General features: G+C 72.1%; 15 protein-coding genes and 1 tRNA gene. 6 read left to right on the top strand and 10 right to left on the bottom strand.

Annotated elements, in window-relative coordinates; genetic code table 11:
* The first annotated feature begins 170 nt into the window (after window positions 1-170).
* From gltX to IFT90_RS14225, 3 genes are all read left to right on the top strand, one after another.
* Window positions 171-1,661 carry a glutamate--tRNA ligase gene (gltX, locus tag IFT90_RS14235; protein ID WP_192042880.1) on the top strand — a complete coding sequence of 497 codons (1,491 nt, stop codon included), beginning with the start codon at window positions 171-173 and terminating at the stop codon, window positions 1,659-1,661.
* On the top strand, window positions 1,658-2,626 hold the full coding sequence (locus tag IFT90_RS14230) for an NAD(P)/FAD-dependent oxidoreductase (protein ID WP_192042879.1): 969 nt from the start codon (window positions 1,658-1,660) through the stop codon (window positions 2,624-2,626). Before gltX ends, IFT90_RS14230 begins: the two co-directional genes overlap by 4 nt.
* Before the next feature lie 53 nt (window positions 2,627-2,679).
* Window positions 2,680-2,751 (top strand) — tRNA-Gln (locus tag IFT90_RS14225).
* A gap of 448 nt (window positions 2,752-3,199) precedes the next feature.
* On the opposite strand, the gene purL is transcribed toward IFT90_RS14225, so the two are convergent.
* The 9 genes from purL to IFT90_RS14180 form a co-directional block, all read right to left on the bottom strand.
* Window positions 3,200-5,512 (bottom strand): phosphoribosylformylglycinamidine synthase subunit PurL, encoded by a 2,313-nt coding sequence (gene purL / locus IFT90_RS14220; protein WP_192042890.1) that lies wholly within the window; start codon window positions 5,510-5,512, stop codon window positions 3,200-3,202.
* Window positions 5,513-5,538: 26 nt separating this feature from the next.
* A complete protein-coding gene (purQ, locus tag IFT90_RS14215) occupies window positions 5,539-6,234 on the bottom strand; it encodes a phosphoribosylformylglycinamidine synthase subunit PurQ (protein ID WP_192042878.1) in 696 nt (231 codons plus the stop codon).
* Window positions 6,234-6,497 carry a phosphoribosylformylglycinamidine synthase subunit PurS gene (gene purS, locus IFT90_RS14210; protein WP_192042877.1) on the bottom strand — a complete coding sequence of 88 codons (264 nt, stop codon included), beginning with the start codon at window positions 6,495-6,497 and terminating at the stop codon, window positions 6,234-6,236. The genes purQ and purS overlap by 1 nt, the downstream gene beginning before the upstream one ends.
* Before the next feature lie 324 nt (window positions 6,498-6,821).
* A complete protein-coding gene (locus IFT90_RS14205; RefSeq protein ID WP_192042876.1) occupies window positions 6,822-8,165 on the bottom strand; it encodes an acyltransferase in 1,344 nt (447 codons plus the stop codon).
* 189 nt (window positions 8,166-8,354) lie between these two features.
* Entirely contained in the window at window positions 8,355-8,798 is a 444-nt protein-coding gene (locus IFT90_RS14200) for a Rid family detoxifying hydrolase (protein ID WP_192042875.1), read from the bottom strand.
* The gene (locus tag IFT90_RS14195; protein WP_192042874.1) at window positions 8,795-9,937 is read right to left on the bottom strand and encodes an aminotransferase class V-fold PLP-dependent enzyme; all 1,143 of its coding nucleotides are present in this window, start codon (window positions 9,935-9,937) and stop codon (window positions 8,795-8,797) included. Before IFT90_RS14195 ends, IFT90_RS14200 begins: the two co-directional genes overlap by 4 nt.
* Window positions 9,934-10,746 (bottom strand): amino acid ABC transporter ATP-binding protein, encoded by an 813-nt coding sequence (locus tag IFT90_RS14190; protein ID WP_371812325.1) that lies wholly within the window; start codon window positions 10,744-10,746, stop codon window positions 9,934-9,936. The genes IFT90_RS14195 and IFT90_RS14190 overlap by 4 nt, the downstream gene beginning before the upstream one ends.
* Window positions 10,743-11,720 carry an amino acid ABC transporter permease gene (locus tag IFT90_RS14185; protein ID WP_192042873.1) on the bottom strand — a complete coding sequence of 326 codons (978 nt, stop codon included), beginning with the start codon at window positions 11,718-11,720 and terminating at the stop codon, window positions 10,743-10,745. Before IFT90_RS14185 ends, IFT90_RS14190 begins: the two co-directional genes overlap by 4 nt.
* Before the next feature lie 2 nt (window positions 11,721-11,722).
* Complete coding sequence (locus IFT90_RS14180; protein ID WP_192042872.1) at window positions 11,723-12,709, bottom strand: ABC transporter substrate-binding protein; 987 nt, start codon at window positions 12,707-12,709, stop codon at window positions 11,723-11,725.
* 114 nt (window positions 12,710-12,823) lie between these two features.
* On the opposite strand from IFT90_RS14180, the gene IFT90_RS14175 reads away from it, so the two are divergent.
* Complete coding sequence (locus IFT90_RS14175) at window positions 12,824-13,606, top strand: transcriptional regulator (RefSeq protein WP_192042871.1); 783 nt, start codon at window positions 12,824-12,826, stop codon at window positions 13,604-13,606.
* A 33-nt stretch (window positions 13,607-13,639) separates the two neighbouring features.
* On the opposite strand, the gene IFT90_RS17655 is transcribed toward IFT90_RS14175, so the two are convergent.
* Window positions 13,640-15,028 carry a GAF domain-containing protein gene (locus IFT90_RS17655; protein ID WP_192042870.1) on the bottom strand — a complete coding sequence of 463 codons (1,389 nt, stop codon included), beginning with the start codon at window positions 15,026-15,028 and terminating at the stop codon, window positions 13,640-13,642.
* A 217-nt stretch (window positions 15,029-15,245) separates the two neighbouring features.
* Between IFT90_RS17655 and IFT90_RS14165 the strand changes: the two genes are divergently transcribed.
* The gene (locus tag IFT90_RS14165) at window positions 15,246-15,827 is read left to right on the top strand and encodes a Fur family transcriptional regulator (RefSeq protein WP_192042869.1); all 582 of its coding nucleotides are present in this window, start codon (window positions 15,246-15,248) and stop codon (window positions 15,825-15,827) included.
* A gap of 103 nt (window positions 15,828-15,930) precedes the next feature.
* Window positions 15,931-17,420 (top strand): catalase (locus IFT90_RS14160; RefSeq protein WP_192042868.1); only part of this gene is annotated, 1,490 nt, incomplete at its 3' end.

Raw genomic sequence — 17,420 nt, 5'->3', positions numbered from 1 at the left:
CGATGGTACTGCAAGGGGGACCTTGTGGGAGAGTAGGACACCGCCGGACTCCTTTTGAGAGAAGAGCCCCTCCACTGGAGGGGCTCTTCTTGTTTAACGCCGAGACAGCAGGGCAGGTCGCCGAGAGCGAGGCCCCGAGAAGCGGGGCTGCGCCGGTAGGATCGTGACCGATGTCTGCTCCCTTCTCCACCGCCTCCGGCGCCGATGTGCGCGTGCGGTTCTGCCCCTCTCCCACCGGGACTCCCCACGTGGGTCTCATCCGCACTGCCCTGTTCAACTGGGCGTACGCGAGGCACCACGGCGGCAAGCTCGTGTTCCGCATCGAGGACACCGACGCCAGTCGTGACAGCGAGGAGAGCTACGAGCAGATCCTCGACGGCCTGCGCTGGCTCAAGCTCGACTGGGACGAGGGCGTCGACGTCGGCGGGCCGCACGCGCCGTACCGGCAGTCGCTGCGTCACGACATCTACCGCGACATCATCGACCGGCTCCTCGAGCGCGGCCTGCTGTACGAGAGCTACGCGACGGGTGAGGAGATCGAGGCACGCAACATCGCTGCCGGTCGTGACCCCAAGCAGGGCTACGACAACTTCGAGCGCGACCTCACGGACGAGCAGCGCGCCTCCTACAAGGAAGAGGGGCGTCAGCCGGCTCTCCGTCTGCGAGTCCCCGACCGCGACCTCAGCTTCGACGACCTGGTGCGCGGCGAGATCACCTTCCCCGCCGGCTCGTTCTCCGACTTCGTGGTGGTCCGCCCGAACGGCGTCCCGCTGTACACGTTCGTCAACCCCGTCGACGACGCTCTGATGGGCATCACGCACGTGCTGCGCGGAGAGGACCTCCTCTCGTCGACGCCTCGTCAGATCGCCCTGTACGAGGCGCTGGTCGAGCTGGGCGTCACCGAGTTCGTGCCGCGCTTCGGCCACCTGCCCTACGTGATGGGCGAGGGCAACAAGAAGCTGTCGAAGCGCGACCCTGCCTCGAACCTGTTCCACCACCGCGATCGCGGCTTCATCCCCGAGGGCCTGGTCAACTACCTGTCCCTGCTCGGCTGGTCGCTGTCGCACGACCGCGACGTGTTCAGCCTCGACGAGATGGTCGCGGCGTTCGACGTGACCGACGTGAACACCAACCCGGCTCGGTTCGACCTCAAGAAGGCGGAGTCGATCAACGGGGACCACGTCCGCCTCCTCGAGGTCGGCGACTTCACGCAGCGCCTGCTGCCCTACCTCGACGGCGTCGTCAGCGATCCCCCCACCGAGTCCGAGGCCGCCGTGCTCGCCCAGGCCGCGCCGCTCGTCCAGGAGCGCATGACGCTGCTCGGCGAGGCGAAGGGGATGCTGTCGTTCCTGTTCACCGCCGACGACGAGCTCGAGTACGACGCCGACGCGACGGCCTCGCTGCCGGAGTCGTCCGCCGACGTGCTGCGCGCCTCCTCGGCTGCGCTCGACGGGGTGCAGGAGTGGACGCACGCCGCGATCCAGGACGCGCTCAAGGCGGCGCTCGTCGACGAGCTCGGCCTCAAGCCGCGTGTCGCCTACGGACCGCTGCGCGTCGCGCTCTCGGGGCGACGGGTGAGCCCGCCGCTGTTCGAGTCGATGGAGATACTGGGTCGGGAGTCGACGCAGGCGCGCATCCGGCGCCTCCTCGAGCGATCATGACCGAGGTCCGTGTCGACGCGCCCGCTGCCGACCCGCGCTGGGACGTCGTCGTCGTCGGGGGAGGGCCGGCGGGGCTCAGCGCCGCGCTGAACCTCGTCCGTGCCCGGCGTCGCGTGCTGCTCGTCGACAGCAACCGTCCGCGCAACTCGGCGACGCTGCTGTCGCACGGGTACCTCACCCGCGACGGCATCTCGCCGCTCGAGCTGCGCAAGCTCGGCCGCGAGGAGTTCCTCGCCTACGAGGAGGGCGAACACTGGCAGACGATGGCCACCAGCATCAGCCGCGGCGACGACGGGTTCGTCGTCGACTGCGAGTTCCGGGGGCAGCAGCGTCGAGCCCTGGCCGACGTGGTGCTGGTCGCCACCGGGCTGCAGGAGACGCTGCCGGCGATCGACGGCCTGCGAGCCTTCTACGGCACCTTCGTCCACAGCTGCATCGAGTGCGACGGCTACGGCAAGCGCGACCAGGCACTCGCCGTGATCGGCGAACACCCCGATCTTGCCGAGCGTGCCCTGCTGCTGTCGCAGTGGAGCGACGACCTGGTCGTCTTCACGCACGGCTCCGCCGATGCGGTGACCGAGGGCGAGGAGGCGCAGCTCGCCTCCCGCGGGATCCGCGTCGACCGCCGCCCGATCGCGTCGCTGCAGGGCGGCCGCGAGGGGCTCACGGGAGTCGAGCTCGAGGGCGGCGAGGTCGTGCCGCGCGAGGGCGGCTTCGTCCGGCCTGCCTGGGCCGGCAAGCTCGAGTACGTCGCACCTCTCGGGGCCGACCTCGACGAGGACGGTCTGCTGGTCGTCGACGACCACGGACGCACCTCGGTGCCGGGGCTCTACGCCGCCGGCGAGTCCACGGCGCCCGGGCCGCAGCAGCTGATCGTCGCTGCCGGGTCGGGAGCGCGAGTGGCCGCGGTGATCAACCGTGACCTCATCGGTGGCCTCGACGAGCTCGGAGATCGTGTACAGTAGACGCTGGCTCATCTGATGGGCCGCAGTGATGTAGACCTCACGGTCAATATCATTGGGGTATGGTGTAATTGGCAACACGACTGATTCTGGTTCAGTTGTTCTTGGTTCGAGTCCAGGTACCCCAGCACGAGAAAAGAAAGCCCCTGACCTGTCGGTCCGGGGCTTTTCCCTTTGTGCTCGTCTGGCCGCCTGCCGGCGGCTGCCGGGCTGCGCCCGGCGGGCCTTCGGCCGGCGGCGCTTCGTGCGCCTCCTCAGGCGGTGGGACCAAAGCGAGACGGATCCGTGCTCGGGGTGGGCACGGGGCCCGGCGGCGTGGGGGAGGTGTGCTCGATCACTCTCGACTTTGAGAGTGATCGCGTGCGGAGACTGGTGCAGGAGGAGCGCACCGGGTTTCCTGCACCGCACCGGGACTAGACGCGGTGCGGTGTACGGGATGCGGTGCAGTGGCGGCGGCGGGGGCGGCGCTGGCGGCGGCGTTTCGCGCGCCGGCGCGGGGTGGGGATGCACGAAGGCCCCTGCCGGGTGGCAGGGGCCTCCGGGGCGGAACGGCGCAGCGGCCGAGGTGCGCAGCGCCTACTGGGGGATGGTGGTCCCGAAGCGGGCCGGGAGCGTGCCGCGGTGCGTGCTGCGGAGCTCGTCGAGCGAGACCGTGAAGACGTCCTGGATCTCGAGCGACTGCGACGACGCGTCCGTCACGCCGATGCGGGCGACGGGGTAGCCCCGGCCCTCACAGAGGCCGCGGAACTTGACGTCGTCCTCACGGGGCACCGACACGACCACGCGACCGGTCGACTCCGTGAAGAGCGTCGCCGCGACGTCGAGGCCGTCGCGCTCGAGCAGCTCGCCCAGGTAGACGCGCGCGCCGACGCCGAAGCGCAGCACCGCCTCGGCCAGGGCCTGGGCCAGGCCGCCGTCGCTGAGGTCGTGCGCCGCCGCGATGAGCGACTGGTCGGCACCCGCGGCGAGCAGCCCCGCGAGCTGCTTCTCGCCTGCCAGGTCGACGGCCGGCGGGCGTCCGCCGAGGTGGTCGTGCACGGTGCCGGCCCAGGCCGAGCCGTCGAGCTCGAGGGAGGAGGTGCCGAGCAGGTAGATGTTGTCGCCGTCGTCCTGCCAGCCGGAGGGCACGCGCTTCGCGACGTCCTGGATCACGCCGAGGACGCCGACCACGGGCGTCGGGAAGATGGGCTTCGTGCCGGTCTGGTTGTAGAACGACACGTTGCCGCCCGTGACGGGGATCTCGAGTTCGAGGCACGCGTCGGACAGGCCCTCGACGGCCTGCGAGAACTGCCACATGACCTCCGGGTCCTCCGGGCTGCCGAAGTTGAGGCAGTCGGTCACGGCGGCCGGCACGGCACCCGTGACGGCGACGTTGCGGTAGGCCTCGGCGAGGGCCAGGCGGGCGCCCTGCTTCGGGTCGAGCTGGCACCAGCGGCCGTTGGCGTCGGTCGCGATGGCGAAGCCGAGCCCCGACTCCTCGTCGACGCGGACCATGCCGCCGTCGTCGGGGAAGCTCAGGGCCGTGTTGCCGAGCACGTACGTGTCGTACTGGTTCGTGACCCAGCTCTTGTCGGCCAGGTTGGGGGAGCCGAGCAGCTGCAGGAACTGGGCCCGCACCTCCTCGGGGTCGGTCGGACGCGGCAGCGTCGCGGCCGTGTCGGCCTGGAGCGCGTCGATCCAGGACGGGTAGGCGACGGGACGCTCGTAGACCGGGCCGTCGACCGCGACGGTGCGCGGGTCGACGTTGACGATCTCTTCTCCGTGCCAGTTGATGACCAGCCGGCCGGTGTCGGTGACCTCGCCGAGCACGCTCGTCTCGACGTCCCACTTCGCGGTGACGGCGAGGAACGCGTCGAGCTTGTCGGGGCTGACGACCGCCATCATCCGCTCCTGGCTCTCGCTCATCAGGATCTCCTCGGCAGTCAGCGAGGGGTCGCGGAGCAGCACGTCGTCGAGCTCGATGAACATGCCGCCGTCGCCGTTCGAGGCCAGCTCGGAGGTGGCGCAGCTGATGCCGGCCGCTCCCAGGTCCTGGATGCCCTCGACGAGCTCGCCGCGGAACAGCTCGAGGCAGCACTCGATCAGCACCTTCTCGGCGAACGGGTCGCCGACCTGCACCGAGGGGCGCTTCGTCGGGCCGCCCGACGAGAACGTGTCGGAGGCGAGGATGGAGGCGCCGCCGATGCCGTCGCCGCCGGTGCGCGCCCCGAAGAGCACGACCTTGTTGCCCACGCCCTTGGCGTTGGCGAGGTGCAGGTCCTCGTGACGGAGGACGCCGACCGCGAGGGCGTTGACCAGCGGGTTGCCCTGGTAGACGGCGTCGAAGTAGGTCTCGCCGCCGATGTTCGGCAGGCCGAGGCAGTTCGCGTAGAAGCTGATGCCCTGCACGACGCCGTCGACGACGCGCTGCGTGTCGGGGGCGTCGATGGCGCCGAAGCGCAGCTGGTCCATCACGGCGACCGGACGGGCGCCCATCGAGATGATGTCGCGGACGATGCCGCCGACGCCGGTCGCGGCGCCCTGGAACGGCTCGATGTAGCTGGGGTGGTTGTGGGACTCGACCTTGAAGGTCACCGCCCAGCCGCCTCCCACGTCGACGACGCCGGCGTTCTCGCCCATGCCGACCATCAGGTCCTTCGTCATCGCCGGCGAGACCTTCTGGCCGAACTGGCGGAGGTAGATCTTGCTGGACTTGTAGGAGCAGTGCTCGCTCCACATCACCGAGTACATCGCCAGCTCGCCGCTCGTGGGGCGGCGGCCGAGGATCTCGCGGATCTGCGCGTACTCGTCGGCCTTGAGCCCTAGGGCCTCGAAGGGCTGGTGCTTGTCGGGCGTCGCGGCCGCGTCGGCGGTCGTGTCGGGCTTCGGGCCCTCGGGGCGGACGTCGATCAGCTCGGCGCGGTCGTTCTCGGTGCTCACTTGGACAGGGCCCTCTCGATGACGGACGTGAAGAACGTGAGGCCGTCGACGCCGCTCGACATCGCGTCGGGCATGTCGGGGCCGAAGCCGGGCTCGGTGGCGTGCTCGGGGTGGGGCATCAGGCCGACGACGTTGCCGCGGGCGTTCGAGACGCCGGCGATGTCGTCCATCGAGCCGTTGGGGTTGACGCCGACGTAGCGGAAGGCGACCTGGCCCTCGCCCTCGATCCGCTTGATCGTCTCGTCGTCCGCGACGAACCGGCCGTCGGCGTTCTTGAGGGGGATCGTGATCTCCTGCCCCTCGGCGAAGCCGTTCGTCCAGTCGGTCGACGCGTTCTCGACGCGGAGCACCTGGTCGCGGCGGATGAACTGCTGGTGCGCGTTGCGGGTGTGGGCACCGGGGATGAGCCGCGCCTCCGCCAGCATCTGGAAGCCGTTGCAGATGCCGAGCACGGGCATGCCCGCGTTCGCCGCGTCGACGACCTCGGTCATGATCGGCGACAAGGAGGCGATGGCACCGGCGCGCAGGTAGTCGCCGTAGCTGAACCCGCCGGGCAGGATGATCGCCTCGACGCCCTGCAGGTCGTGGTCGCCGTGCCAGAGGGCGACGGGCTCGCCGCCCGCCAGGCGGACCGCGCGCTGGGCGTCGCGGTCGTCGAGCGAGCCGGGGAAGGTGACGACGCCGACGCGCATCAGACGGCGGGCGCGGCGTCGAGCACGGTGATGCTCACCACGTCTTCGATGACCGAGTTCGAGAGCACGTCGTCGGCGAGGGTGCGCACGTCGGCGAGCACCGCCTCCGTCACCTCGCCCTCGACGGTCAGCTCGAAGCGCTTGCCGATGCGGACGTCGGTGAACTGCTGGCGGCCGAGACGGGAGAGGGCGCCGACCACGGCCTTGCCCTGGGGATCGAGCAGGTCAGCCTTGGGCATGACCTCGACGACGATTGTGGGCACGTTTCAACTCCTGCGGGCTGGCAGCGGGTGGACGCAGCGAGTCTATCGGGACGGTGCCGCCCGGCCGGGCGTCGAGGCGCGGGCCTCGCGCCGGTCCGCCTGCCGGCCCGGCCGGTGTCGTCGGTGATCAGCAGATCCCGAGGTGGCTCCCAGCGTCGTCATCGGATCGGCACGCACCATTGATCTCAGCAGCAGGAACACGGCCTTGTGATCGGGCCTCCTGCTGCATCCGGTCGAGGGTTCCTGATCCGCCCGACGCCGTAGGACGCCCGGCCGATCCCCCCGTCGGCCGGGCGTCACCCTTCTCTCCCCCGCGGGCCCCTGCTACGGCCGGGGTCGCGTGCGGCCGAGCAGCCAGAGCGCCGCCGGCAGCGCCACGGCACCGGCGATCGCGTTCCGCAGGTCGAGGCCGTCGAGCATCACCGCGAACGGCGGCGCCACGACCAGCACGGCCGACACCGCGACGACGAGCGTGCTCGGGCGGCGGTGCCCCGACGGCACGGGCCGCGGTGCCCCTTCGAGGCGTCCGACCACGAGCGACAGCGCGCACGCGAGGCCGAGCACGAGCAGCACGACGGGGATCCGCGTCCACCACCAGGCCGCCGACGCCGGCTCGGGCAGCGGCCCGCCCGTCGCGAGGACGATGCCGGTGACGGCGATCAGCAACGGCAGGTGCCAGAGGTAGATCGTCATGCCGCGGCTGCCGACCGCGAACACGACGGCCCGCGCGGCACGCGTCCGCATCAGCCGGGCCAGCGCGGGGTGCAGCAGCGTCAGCACGCAGATCTGCCCGACGCCGAGCACCATCAGCGGCACGGCCGGCGGGTTGAGGTTCGTCAGCATGTCGTCCGACCACGGCCCCACCGTCGTCAGCGCCGGCAGCGACGCGGCGCAGGCCAGCGCGATGCCCGCCAGCAGGAGGCGCGGGGCACGCCCGAACCACCCGCTCGCGTAGGCGAACCCCAGCTGCTGCACGAACAGCCACACGAACACGAGGTTGAGCAGGCCGACGTCGGTCACGAGCGTCGTGTAGCGGACCGAGTCGACGAGCAGGGCCGCCGTCGCCAGCCCGACGAAGGTCGCCGCGGGTCGGGTGGCGTGCAGCCTGGCCATCACGGGCACGGCCACCTGCGTGATGCCGTAGGCGGCGAGGAACCAGAGCGGGGTGCCGATGCCGGTGACGGCCGTGTCGAGCAGGGCCGGGTCGACCCCGAGCAGCGTGGCGACCGCCAGGGCGACGGCGAGCACCACGAAGAGCGCGGCGGCGGGACGGGCCAGGCGCAGGAGGCGACCGCGCACGAAGTCCGCACCGTCGCCTCCTCGTCGCTGCGTGCTCGCCCAGGCGGTCGCGCTCGCGAAGCCGCCGACGACGAAGAAGAGCGGCATGATCTGGCCGACCCAGGTCGAGAACGCGAACCACGGCTGCTGCTGCAGCGGCTGCGACGCGACGACCGCGCCGTCGGGGTCGCGGCCGACGCCGACCATGAGCACGTGGATGACGACCACGAGCAGCACGCAGACGACGCGGGCGAGGTCGACGACGAGGTCGCGGCCGGCGAGGGCGTCGGCGGACGGATCCGGGGAGGCGCCGCTCGGCTCCGCGACGCTCGGGGCGGCATCCGAGGTGTGGCCGTGGCCCTGCGGGTGACGCTCCGTCGACGTGCTCATCTCCGCACCGTAGCGACGACGGGGGCCGGGTGGGGAGACCGGTCGGTGAATTCCTCCTCGGGGAGGACCCGGGCCTACGGCCCCGTCGAGGCGCTCGGTGCCCGGGAAGGAGCGTTCTGGACGGGGGCCCGCGGTCAGGTCGTCCCTTCTCGGTCAGAACGCGCCGGGGAGCGCCGCCGCGGGCGCCGGTCAGCGGACGACGGCCCCCACGAACTCGATCTCGACCCGGGCGCCCCTCGGCAGGGCCCCCACCTGGTAGGCGGCGCGGGCCGGCAGCACGCCCCCGGCCGCAGAGAAGACCTCGGCGTAGACCTCGTTCACGACGGCGAAGTCGGCGATGTCGGCGAGCAGCACCGTCGTCTTGACGACGTGCGCGACGCCCGAGCCGGCCGCCTCGAGGACCGCCGCGCCGTTGCGGAGCGACTGGGCCGCCTCCTCGCGCACCCCCGGCCCCGCGAACTCGCCCGTCGCCGGGTCGATCGGCAGTTGTCCGGAGACGAAGACGAGGTCGCCGACGACGACGGCCTGCGAGTAGGCGCCGACGGCGGCGGGCGCGGCGTCGGTGTGCACGGCGTGGACGGAGGCGCCGGTGCGGGCGGGGCGGTCGATACGGGTGTCGTCTGCGGTGGTCATGCGCGTCCTCCCAGGACGGTCAGGGCCGCGTCGAGCGCGGCCGGGGTGGTGGTGGCGTGCACGCTGAGGCGCACGCGGTCGTCGCCGTGCACGGTCGCCGTGACCCCGGCGGCGTCGAGCCGGGCGCCGACGGCCGCGGCGTCGCCCGCAGGCACTCCGGCGACGACGATGCCGGCTCGGCGCTCGCGGTCGACGGGCGAGAGCACGGGCACGCCCGCGGCCTCGAGGCGGGCGACCAGGTCGCCCGCCGTGTCGGCGACCCGGGACGCGACGACGTCGACGCCGACCTGCTCGAGCTGCTCGAGGGCGGTGGCGAGGGCACCCGAGGCGAACGGCGAGCCGTTCGTGACCGAGAAGCGCTGGGCCCCGGAGAGGGCGGCGTGCGGCACACCGTCGTAGCGCGACGGCCCCTCGACGCCGGTCCAGCCGCCGAGCACCGGCCGGAGGCGGTCGAGCGCCCTCGGGGAGAGGGCGACGAAGCCCGTGCCCCAGCCCGCCCGCAGCCACTTCTGGCCGCCGACGACGAGGGCGTCGGCGAGCGACCAGTCGGCGTCGAGGACCCCGAACCCCTGGATGCCGTCGACCACGAGGAGGCGGTCGCCGGCTGCCTCCCGGAGGCCCGCGAGGTCGGCGACCGTGCCGGTGCGGAAGTCGACCGCGCTCACCGCGACGGCGACCGTGTACGGGCCGACGGCGTCGGCCACGCGCTCGGGCGTCACGGGCGCGAGCGGCTGCCCCGGCACCGGGGGCAGGTGCCGCACCGTGGTGAGGCCCGCCTCCTCCGAGCGCCACCAGGCGTAGAGGTTCGACGGGAACTCGGCCTGGCTCACGACGACCTCGCCGCGCGGCAGGCCGAAGGCGACCTGCATCAGCCCGAGGGAGGTGCTGCCCGCGAGGGCGACGCCGGTCCGGTCGACGCCGGTGAGGCGCGACACCGCGGCCAGGGCGCGCTCGTCCTCGGCGTGCAGGCCCGCCGACGGGACGCCGGCGCTCGCCGCGGCCGCGAGGCGGCCTATGGTCTCGACGACGTCGCGGGAGGGCGGTCCGTAGCTGCCGAAGTTCAGGTAGCCGACGGGCTCCGCGAACGACGACAGGTAGGTGTCGAGGGCACCCGACGTCCCGGGGCGGGTCGAGGTCACTGCAGCACCCGCTGGAGGAACTGCCGCGTGCGCGCCTCACGAGGGGCGCCGAGCACCTGCTCGACCGGGCCCTGCTCGACGATGCCGCCGTCGGCCATGAAGACGACGCGGTCGGCGACCTCGCGGGCGAACTGGATCTCGTGCGTCACGACCAGCATGGTCATGCCGTCGCGGGCCAGGTCGCCCATCACCTTGAGCACCTCGCCGACGAGCTCGGGGTCGAGCGCCGACGTCGGCTCGTCGAAGAGCAGGAACAGGGGCTTCATCGCGACGGCCCGCGCGATCGCGACCCGCTGCCGCTGCCCGCCCGAGAGCTGGCCGGGGTAGGCGTCGACCTTGTCGCCGAGGCCCACCCGCTCGAGGATCGCGACGGCCTCGGCCCTCGCCTCCTTCGCGGATCGACGCTGCACGCGCACCGGGCCCTCGAGCACGTTGCCGAGCACCGTCAGGTGCGGGAACAGGTTGAAGTGCTGGAACACCATCGCCGTGCGTGCCCGCTGCGCGGACAGCCTGCGCTCGCTCAGCTCGTGCAGCACGCCGTCGCGCAGCTCGAAGCCCATCGGCTCGCCGCCGACCCAGACCTCGCCGGCGTCCGGCTCCTCGAGGCGGTTCAGCGTGCGGAGGAACGTCGACTTGCCCGCGCCGGACGGGCCGATGATGCAGACGACCTCGCCGCTGCGCACCGTCATCGAGACGTCGCGCAGCACCTCGTGGCTGCCGTACGACTTGCCGATGCCGAGGGCCTCGAGGACGGGGGCGGCGTCGGCGGGCGCCGCGCCTCCTGCGGTCGGGGTGGGCGTCGCGGTCACGGGGTGCTCCTCACGAGGGGGGCGCGGCCGAGGTCGGCGGCGACCTTGCGGCGCAGCGCGCGGGCGTTCGGCGGGCCGCCGGGGCGGCGGTCCTGCCGGTCGAAGCTGCGCTCGAGGTAGAACTGGCCGACGCTCGCGACGCTGACGATGACCATGTACCAGATCGCCGCGGCGATCAGCGTCTCCATCACCTGGAGGTTGAACGACGAGATGTTGTTCGCGGCCTTGATCAGCTCGAGGTAGCCGATGACCGAGGCCATCGCCGTGCCCTTGAGCATGTTGATGAAGTCGTTGCCGGTCGGCGGGATGATGATGCGCATCGCCTGGGGCAGCACGATGCGGGCCATGCGCTGCATCGGGGTCTGCCCGATCGACTGCGCCGCCTCGATCTGGCCGCGGTCGACGCTCTTGAGCCCCGCCCGCACGATCTCGGCCATGTAGGCGCTCTCGTTGAGGGCCAGCCCGAGGAACGCGGCGACGAAGGTCGTCATGACGTCGTTCGTGCTGACGTCGAGGAACACCACGTCGGTGAACGGCACCCCGACGGTGAGCCGCGGGAAGATCAGCGCCAGGTTGTACCAGAGCAGGATCTGCAGCAGCACGGGCAGGCCGCGGAACAGCCAGGTGTAGCCGGCCGCGAAGGCCTGCGCCACGGGGTTCTTCGAGATGCGCATCAGGGCGATCACGACGCCGATCACGACGGCGCTGACCTGTGCGACGACCGCGAGCACGAGGGTGCCGACGAGGCCCTGCAGGATGATCGGCGAGATCAGGTAGTACGGGATGTCGCCGTACGCGATGTCGCCCTGCGACGCCCCGTAGGCGAGTGCGACGAGCACCACGACGATGACCGCGGCGCTGACCCAGCGGCCCCAGTGCTTCAGGCGCACCTGCGGCAGCAGCTCACGCCCCCCCGAGGAGGTGCGGGCCGGGTCGACCGTGTCGGCCCCGGCCCGCGATCCGGGCTCCGTCACGGCTACTTGCCCCCGTTGACGGTCGCCTCGGTGACGCTGCCGGAGGTGATGCCCCAGGCGTCGAGGACCTCGCCGTAGGTGCCGTCGTCGATCAGCGAGTCGAGCGCCGCGGCGATGGCGTCGCGCAGCTCGGGGTCGTCCTTGTTGACGCCGATGCCGTAGGGCGCGCCGTCGATGACGTCGCCGGGCACGACCTCGAAGGCCTGGCCGTCCTGGGCGGTCTTCGAGATGTAGACGGCGCTCGGCAGGTCGTTGACGATGGCGTCGATGCGGCCGGTGCGCAGCTGGGTCTGGTTCTGGGCGTCGCTGTCGGTGACGGTGATCTCGAGCGGCTCCTCGCCGTCCGACTCGCACTGCGTGCTCGTCGCCTCGGCGAACTCCTGCTGGCTCGTGCCGGTGACGACCGCGATGGTCTTGCCGCAGAGGGTGTCCGGGCCGGTGATGTCGGCCGGGTTGCCCTTCTGCACCATCAGGGTGATGCCCGAGGTGAGGTAGTCGACGAAGTCGATCGCCTGCTGGCGCTCGGCGGTGTCGTTCATCGCGGCGATGGTGACGTCGACGCGGCCGGACTGCAGGCTCGTGATGAGCGAGCCGAAGTCCTGGTTCTGGTACTCGACCTCGAGGCCGAGCTTCTTGCCGATCGCCGTGATCAGGTCGTGGTCGGAGCCGATGACGGTCGAGCCGTCGGCCGCGTAGAAGTTGTTCGGCGCGGACTGCACGTTCGAGCCGACCGAGAGGGTGCCCGCGTCGGCGATGTCGGAGGGGAGCTGCGAGGCGAGCGAGTCGTCGACCTCGACGGCGTCGAGCAGCGCGCTCGTGTCGGGGATCGTCGAGGACGCCGACGACGAGGCGTCGCCCGTCGCGTCGCCGGGCTGCGGGGCGCTCGGGCCGCCGCACGCGGTCAGCGTGAGGGCCAGGACGGCGCCCGTCGCGACGGAGCCCCAAAGGGCAGGGCGGAGGCGGGGCCTGAGGGTGGTCGATCGGGTCATGGTCGAGCCTTTCGTGAGCGTCGTCGGTCATCGGAAGCTAGCCGATCTCTCGGCACGGTGAGAGAAAATTATCACAATGCGACGAATCTGTTACACACCGGTAACCTGGGGCCCATGACGACAGCCAGCAGCGCCACCGTGGTCGACCGCAGCCGCGTGCTCCGGACCGAGTTCGGGCCGTACCTGCCGCTGATGGACTTCCTCGCCGAGCTGCTCGGCCCGCGCACCGAGATCGTGCTGCACGACACGAGCGACCTCAGCCGCTCGATCGTCGCCCTCACGAACGGGCACGTCAGCGGCCGCAGCGTCGGCGGCCCCGCGACCGACCTCGTGCTCAAGGTGCTGCAGAACCACGAGCACGACGACCGCGACTACCTCGCGAACTACCTGGCGGAGTCGCGCACGGGCGGCACGTTCCGCTCGTCGACCTTCTTCATCCGCGACGCGGGCGGCGACGTCGTCGGGATGCTCTGCCTCAACATCGACGACGAGCCGCTGACCCGGGCCCGCGACCTGCTCGCGGCGATCACCGCGACGACGGGGCTCGTGAAGGGCGCGGAGCAAGGAGGCGCCGGTGCGGGGCGGGGAGGCGCGGGCGGCGCCGGGGGGGCTGGCGGGGCTAGCGACGGCGCCCGTGCTGCCTCGTCGGCCGGCGTCGTCGAGCGGCTCAGCACGAACGTGGACGAGCTCGCGCTCGACGGCGTGGCCCGGATCGTCGCGGCGCAGGGCGTCGAGCCGCACCGCATGACGCCCGACGAGAAGGTCGCGGCCGTGCGCGAGCTCGAGCGGGCGGGGGTGTTCCTGCTCAAGGGCGCGGTGGCGCAGGTGGCCGACGCGCTGCACGTGTCCGAGCCCACGGTCTACCGCTACGTGAAGCAGGTGCGGCGCGGCGACTGAGCGCCGGGCGCCGGGCCCGACGGCGGCCGCGCGCTAGACGGGGAAGCCGAAGGGGGCGGCCGGGGTGCCGGCCGCGGCCGCTGCGCGCTCCTCGGCCTCGCGCCGGGCCCGCCGCGTGAGCGGCTGGGGAGCGGCAGGCGCGGGCTCGTAGCTCTGCAGCTCGGCCTCGGCCCGCAGCGCGAACTCGCGCAGCTTCTCGGGCGAGACCGACGAGGCCTTGCGCGGACGCGTGTTGTGCAGGCAGAACGTGCCGATCGTCTCGCCGGTCGACGAGTGGATCGGGTGCCCCGCGTAGAACCAGCCGTGGTTGAGGTCGAGGTACGGGTTGTCCGCGAAGCGCTCGTCCTTGCGGGCGTCCTCGACGACGACCACGTCGTCGGCGGCGACGGTCACGTCGCAGAAGGTCAGCTCGCGGGGGATCGACACCGGCAGCAGCTCGGTGTTCATGGCGTACCAGAGCTTGCTGCCGTCGAGCATGCTGACGACCGCGACGTCGACGCCGAACTCGGCCTCCGCCTCCTTGGCCAGGTCCTTGAGCGCGTCGGAGCCGCCGGTCGCGGCCTGCTCGACCAGGCGCTCGCCGCCGCTCCACTCGAAGCTGCGCTGCGGCAGGTGCCGCGGCAGGCGCTCGTCGAGCTGGCCCTGGTGCACGCGGTCGAGGGTCGGCGCGATGCGGTGCGCGATGGTCTGCGCCCACCGGCGGTAGCCCTCGGCGCAGCCGTGCGGCGAGTCGGGGCGGCGGAGGCCGGCCGGCAGCCGGAAGTACTCGAGGCCCGCCTCGGAGGCGACCAGCTCGGTGAGGGCGTTCATGCGCTCGCCGTGCTGCTCGGCGACCGAGCCCAGCAGGCTGTCGAACGCCTTCGCCGAGCGGACGGGCGGCACGCCGACCAGCACGGTGCGCGCGGTCGGGTGGCTGCGGCGCGCGATGGTCGAGACGAGGAGGCGCAATTCGCGCTCCCAGACGTCGAGGGGCGTCAGGCGCACGGCGTCGTTGAGGCCCACCAGCACCACGACGGTGTCGTAGAGGCCGACGTCGGTGTCGCGGATCCAGGCCCGCGTCGACTCGATGCTCATCATCTCGTCGCCGACGTAGTCGACCGAGCAGGGGCGCCCGGTGGCCTCCGAGGAGGCGCGCGACAGCTGGCCGACGAGCGCCTGGTCGTGGGTGGACACGCCCCAGCCGTGCGCGGGGCCGTTGCCGACGATGAGGACGGTGTCGGCGTCGCGCGCCGAGGTGCGCGCGGTCGGCTCGTCACGGGGGGAGAGGACGTGACGCGACCGCGAGAGCCACCAGAGGTACCAGAGCCGCATCACGGGACGGAGCCGCTCGTATCCGTGCTGGTGCACGCCGGCGACGGCGCTGCCCGTGCTCGGGCGGGCGCCCGGCGTGCCGGTGCTGTCGTGGTCGACCGTCCTGGTCACGCGGTGCTCCTCGGGTGTCGTCTGGGTGCCATCCCGCGCTCCACGCTAGGCGGGGCGTCCCGGGAGCGACATCCCCCAGAACGGGCCGCTGCGCGGTGCGGCCGTCGCCACGGGCGTGTCCGTCGCCACCGGGCTGCGGCGGCGGCCCGCTCGTGACGGACACGCCCGCCCCCGGGCTGTTTTGAACCATTCAAGGGAAGCGTGCTTAGATGGGGGCATGACGACGACGAGCCAGGGCGCCGAAGGCGCTGCGAGCACGCAGGGCACCGAGCGCCTCCGGGCCGCCGGCCTGCGGGTGACCGCGCCGCGCCTCGCCGTGCTCGACGCCCTCGACGGGCTGCCGCACGCGCCGGCCGACGTCGTCTTCGCTCGCGTCGCGCTGGGCCTGCCGGGCACCTCCCTTCAGGCGGTCTACGGCGTCCTCGCGGCCCTCACGGGGGCCGGGCTGGTCCGTCGGATCGAGCCGGCCGGCTCCGCCGCGCTCTACGAGCTGCGCACCGGCGACAACCACCACCACGTGGTCTGCTCCGTCTGCGGCAACGTCGCCGACGTCGACTGCGTCGTCGGCCACGCGCCGTGCCTGACCCCGTCGAACGACTCCGGCTTCACCGTGCAGACCGCGGAGGTGACCTTCTGGGGCCTCTGCCCGGCGTGCCGCGCCGCGGAGGACGCGCCGCTCGACGGCGAGGTCGTCACCGGACCGGCCGACGCGGGCGTGCCGGTGCTGGACGCGACCGGCCTCGCCGGCGCGACGACCCTGGACGCGACCGGCCTCGCCGACGCGGGGCGCGCCTCCTGAGCTGCACCGCACCTCCCGCGCAGGGCACCGCCCTCCCCTTCTTCCCGGCCGCGCGCCGGGTCTCCCGCAACCCGCGACTGAACACCGAACGGAAAGAGGAGTCATGACCGACACGACACCGATCACGACCACCGACAACGGCGCACCCGTCGCCAGCGACGAGCACTCGCAGACGGTCGGGGCCGACGGCCCCATCGTGCTGCACGACCACGCGCTGGTCGAGAAGCTCGCCAACTTCAACCGCGAGAAGGTGCCGGAGCGCATCGTGCACGCCAAGGGCGGCGGCGCCTTCGGCACGTTCGTCACCACCGGCGACGTCTCGCAGTACACCCGCGCCGCGCTGTTCCAGCCCGGCGTCGAGACCGAGATGCTCGCCCGCTTCTCGACCGTCGCCGGCGAGCAGGGCAGCCCCGACACCTGGCGCGACCCCCGTGGCTTCGCGCTGAAGTTCTACACGAGCGAGGGCAACTACGACCTCGTCGGCAACAACACGCCCGTCTTCTTCATCCGCGACGGCATCAAGTTCCCCGACTTCATCCACTCGCAGAAGCGCCTGCCCGGCTCGCACCTGCGCGACCACGACATGCAGTGGGACTTCTGGACCCTCTCGCCCGAGTCCGCCCACCAGGTGACCTGGCTGATGGGCGACCGCGGCCTGCCCGCGTCGTGGCGCATGATGGACGGCTTCGGCTCGCACACCTACCAGTGGATCAACGCCGCGGGCGAGCGCTCGTGGGTCAAGTACCACTTCAAGTCCGACCAGGGCAACGAGATCCTCACGCAGGCCGACGCCGACCGCATCGCCGGTGAGGACGCGGACTTCCACATCCGCGACCTGTCCGCCGCGATCGAGCGCGAGGAGTTCCCGACCTGGACGATGTCCGTGCAGGTCATGCCCTACGCCGACGCCGCGAGCTACCGCTTCAACCCCTTCGACCTGACGAAGGTCTGGCCGCACAGCGACTACCCGCTGATCGAGGTCGGGAGGATGACCCTGAACAGGAACCCGGAGAACTACTTCGCGCAGATCGAGCAGGCCGCGTTCGCGCCCTCGAACTTCGTGCCCGGCATCGCGACCAGCCCCGACAAGATGCTGCTCGCGCGCATCTTCAGCTACGCCGACGCGCACCGCTACCGCGTGGGCGTCAACCACCAGCAGCTGCCGGTGAACGCGCCGAAGAACGAGGTGCACTCGTACTCGAAGGACGGCGCCGCGCGCTACAGCTTCAGCGACGCCACCGTGCCGGTCTACGCGCCGAACTCGGTCGGCGGCCCCTCGGGCTCGCCGCAGGCCGCGGGCGAGACCCCCGGCTGGGAGAGCGACGGCGAGCTCGTCCGCTCGGCAGCCACGCTGCACCCGGAGGACGACGACTTCGGCCAGGCCGGTTCGCTCGTCCGCGACGTGATGGACGACGAGCAGCGCGACCGCTTGGTCGCCAACATCGTCGGCCACGTGTCGAAGGTCACCCGTCCCGACCTGCTCGAGCGCGTGTTCCAGTACTGGAACTCCGTCGACCCGATCCTCGGCTCGCGCGTCCGCGCCGGCGTCTCACCCGAGGCGCCCGGCTCGAACGAGGACCCGGCGACCGTGGG

It is taken from the genome of Frigoribacterium sp. CFBP 8766, assembly GCF_014841435.1.
Lineage (GTDB): Bacteria > Actinomycetota > Actinomycetes > Actinomycetales > Microbacteriaceae > Frigoribacterium.
Note: the sequence above shows the minus strand (reverse complement) of the source record. Positions and strands in the feature narration are given on the sequence as shown.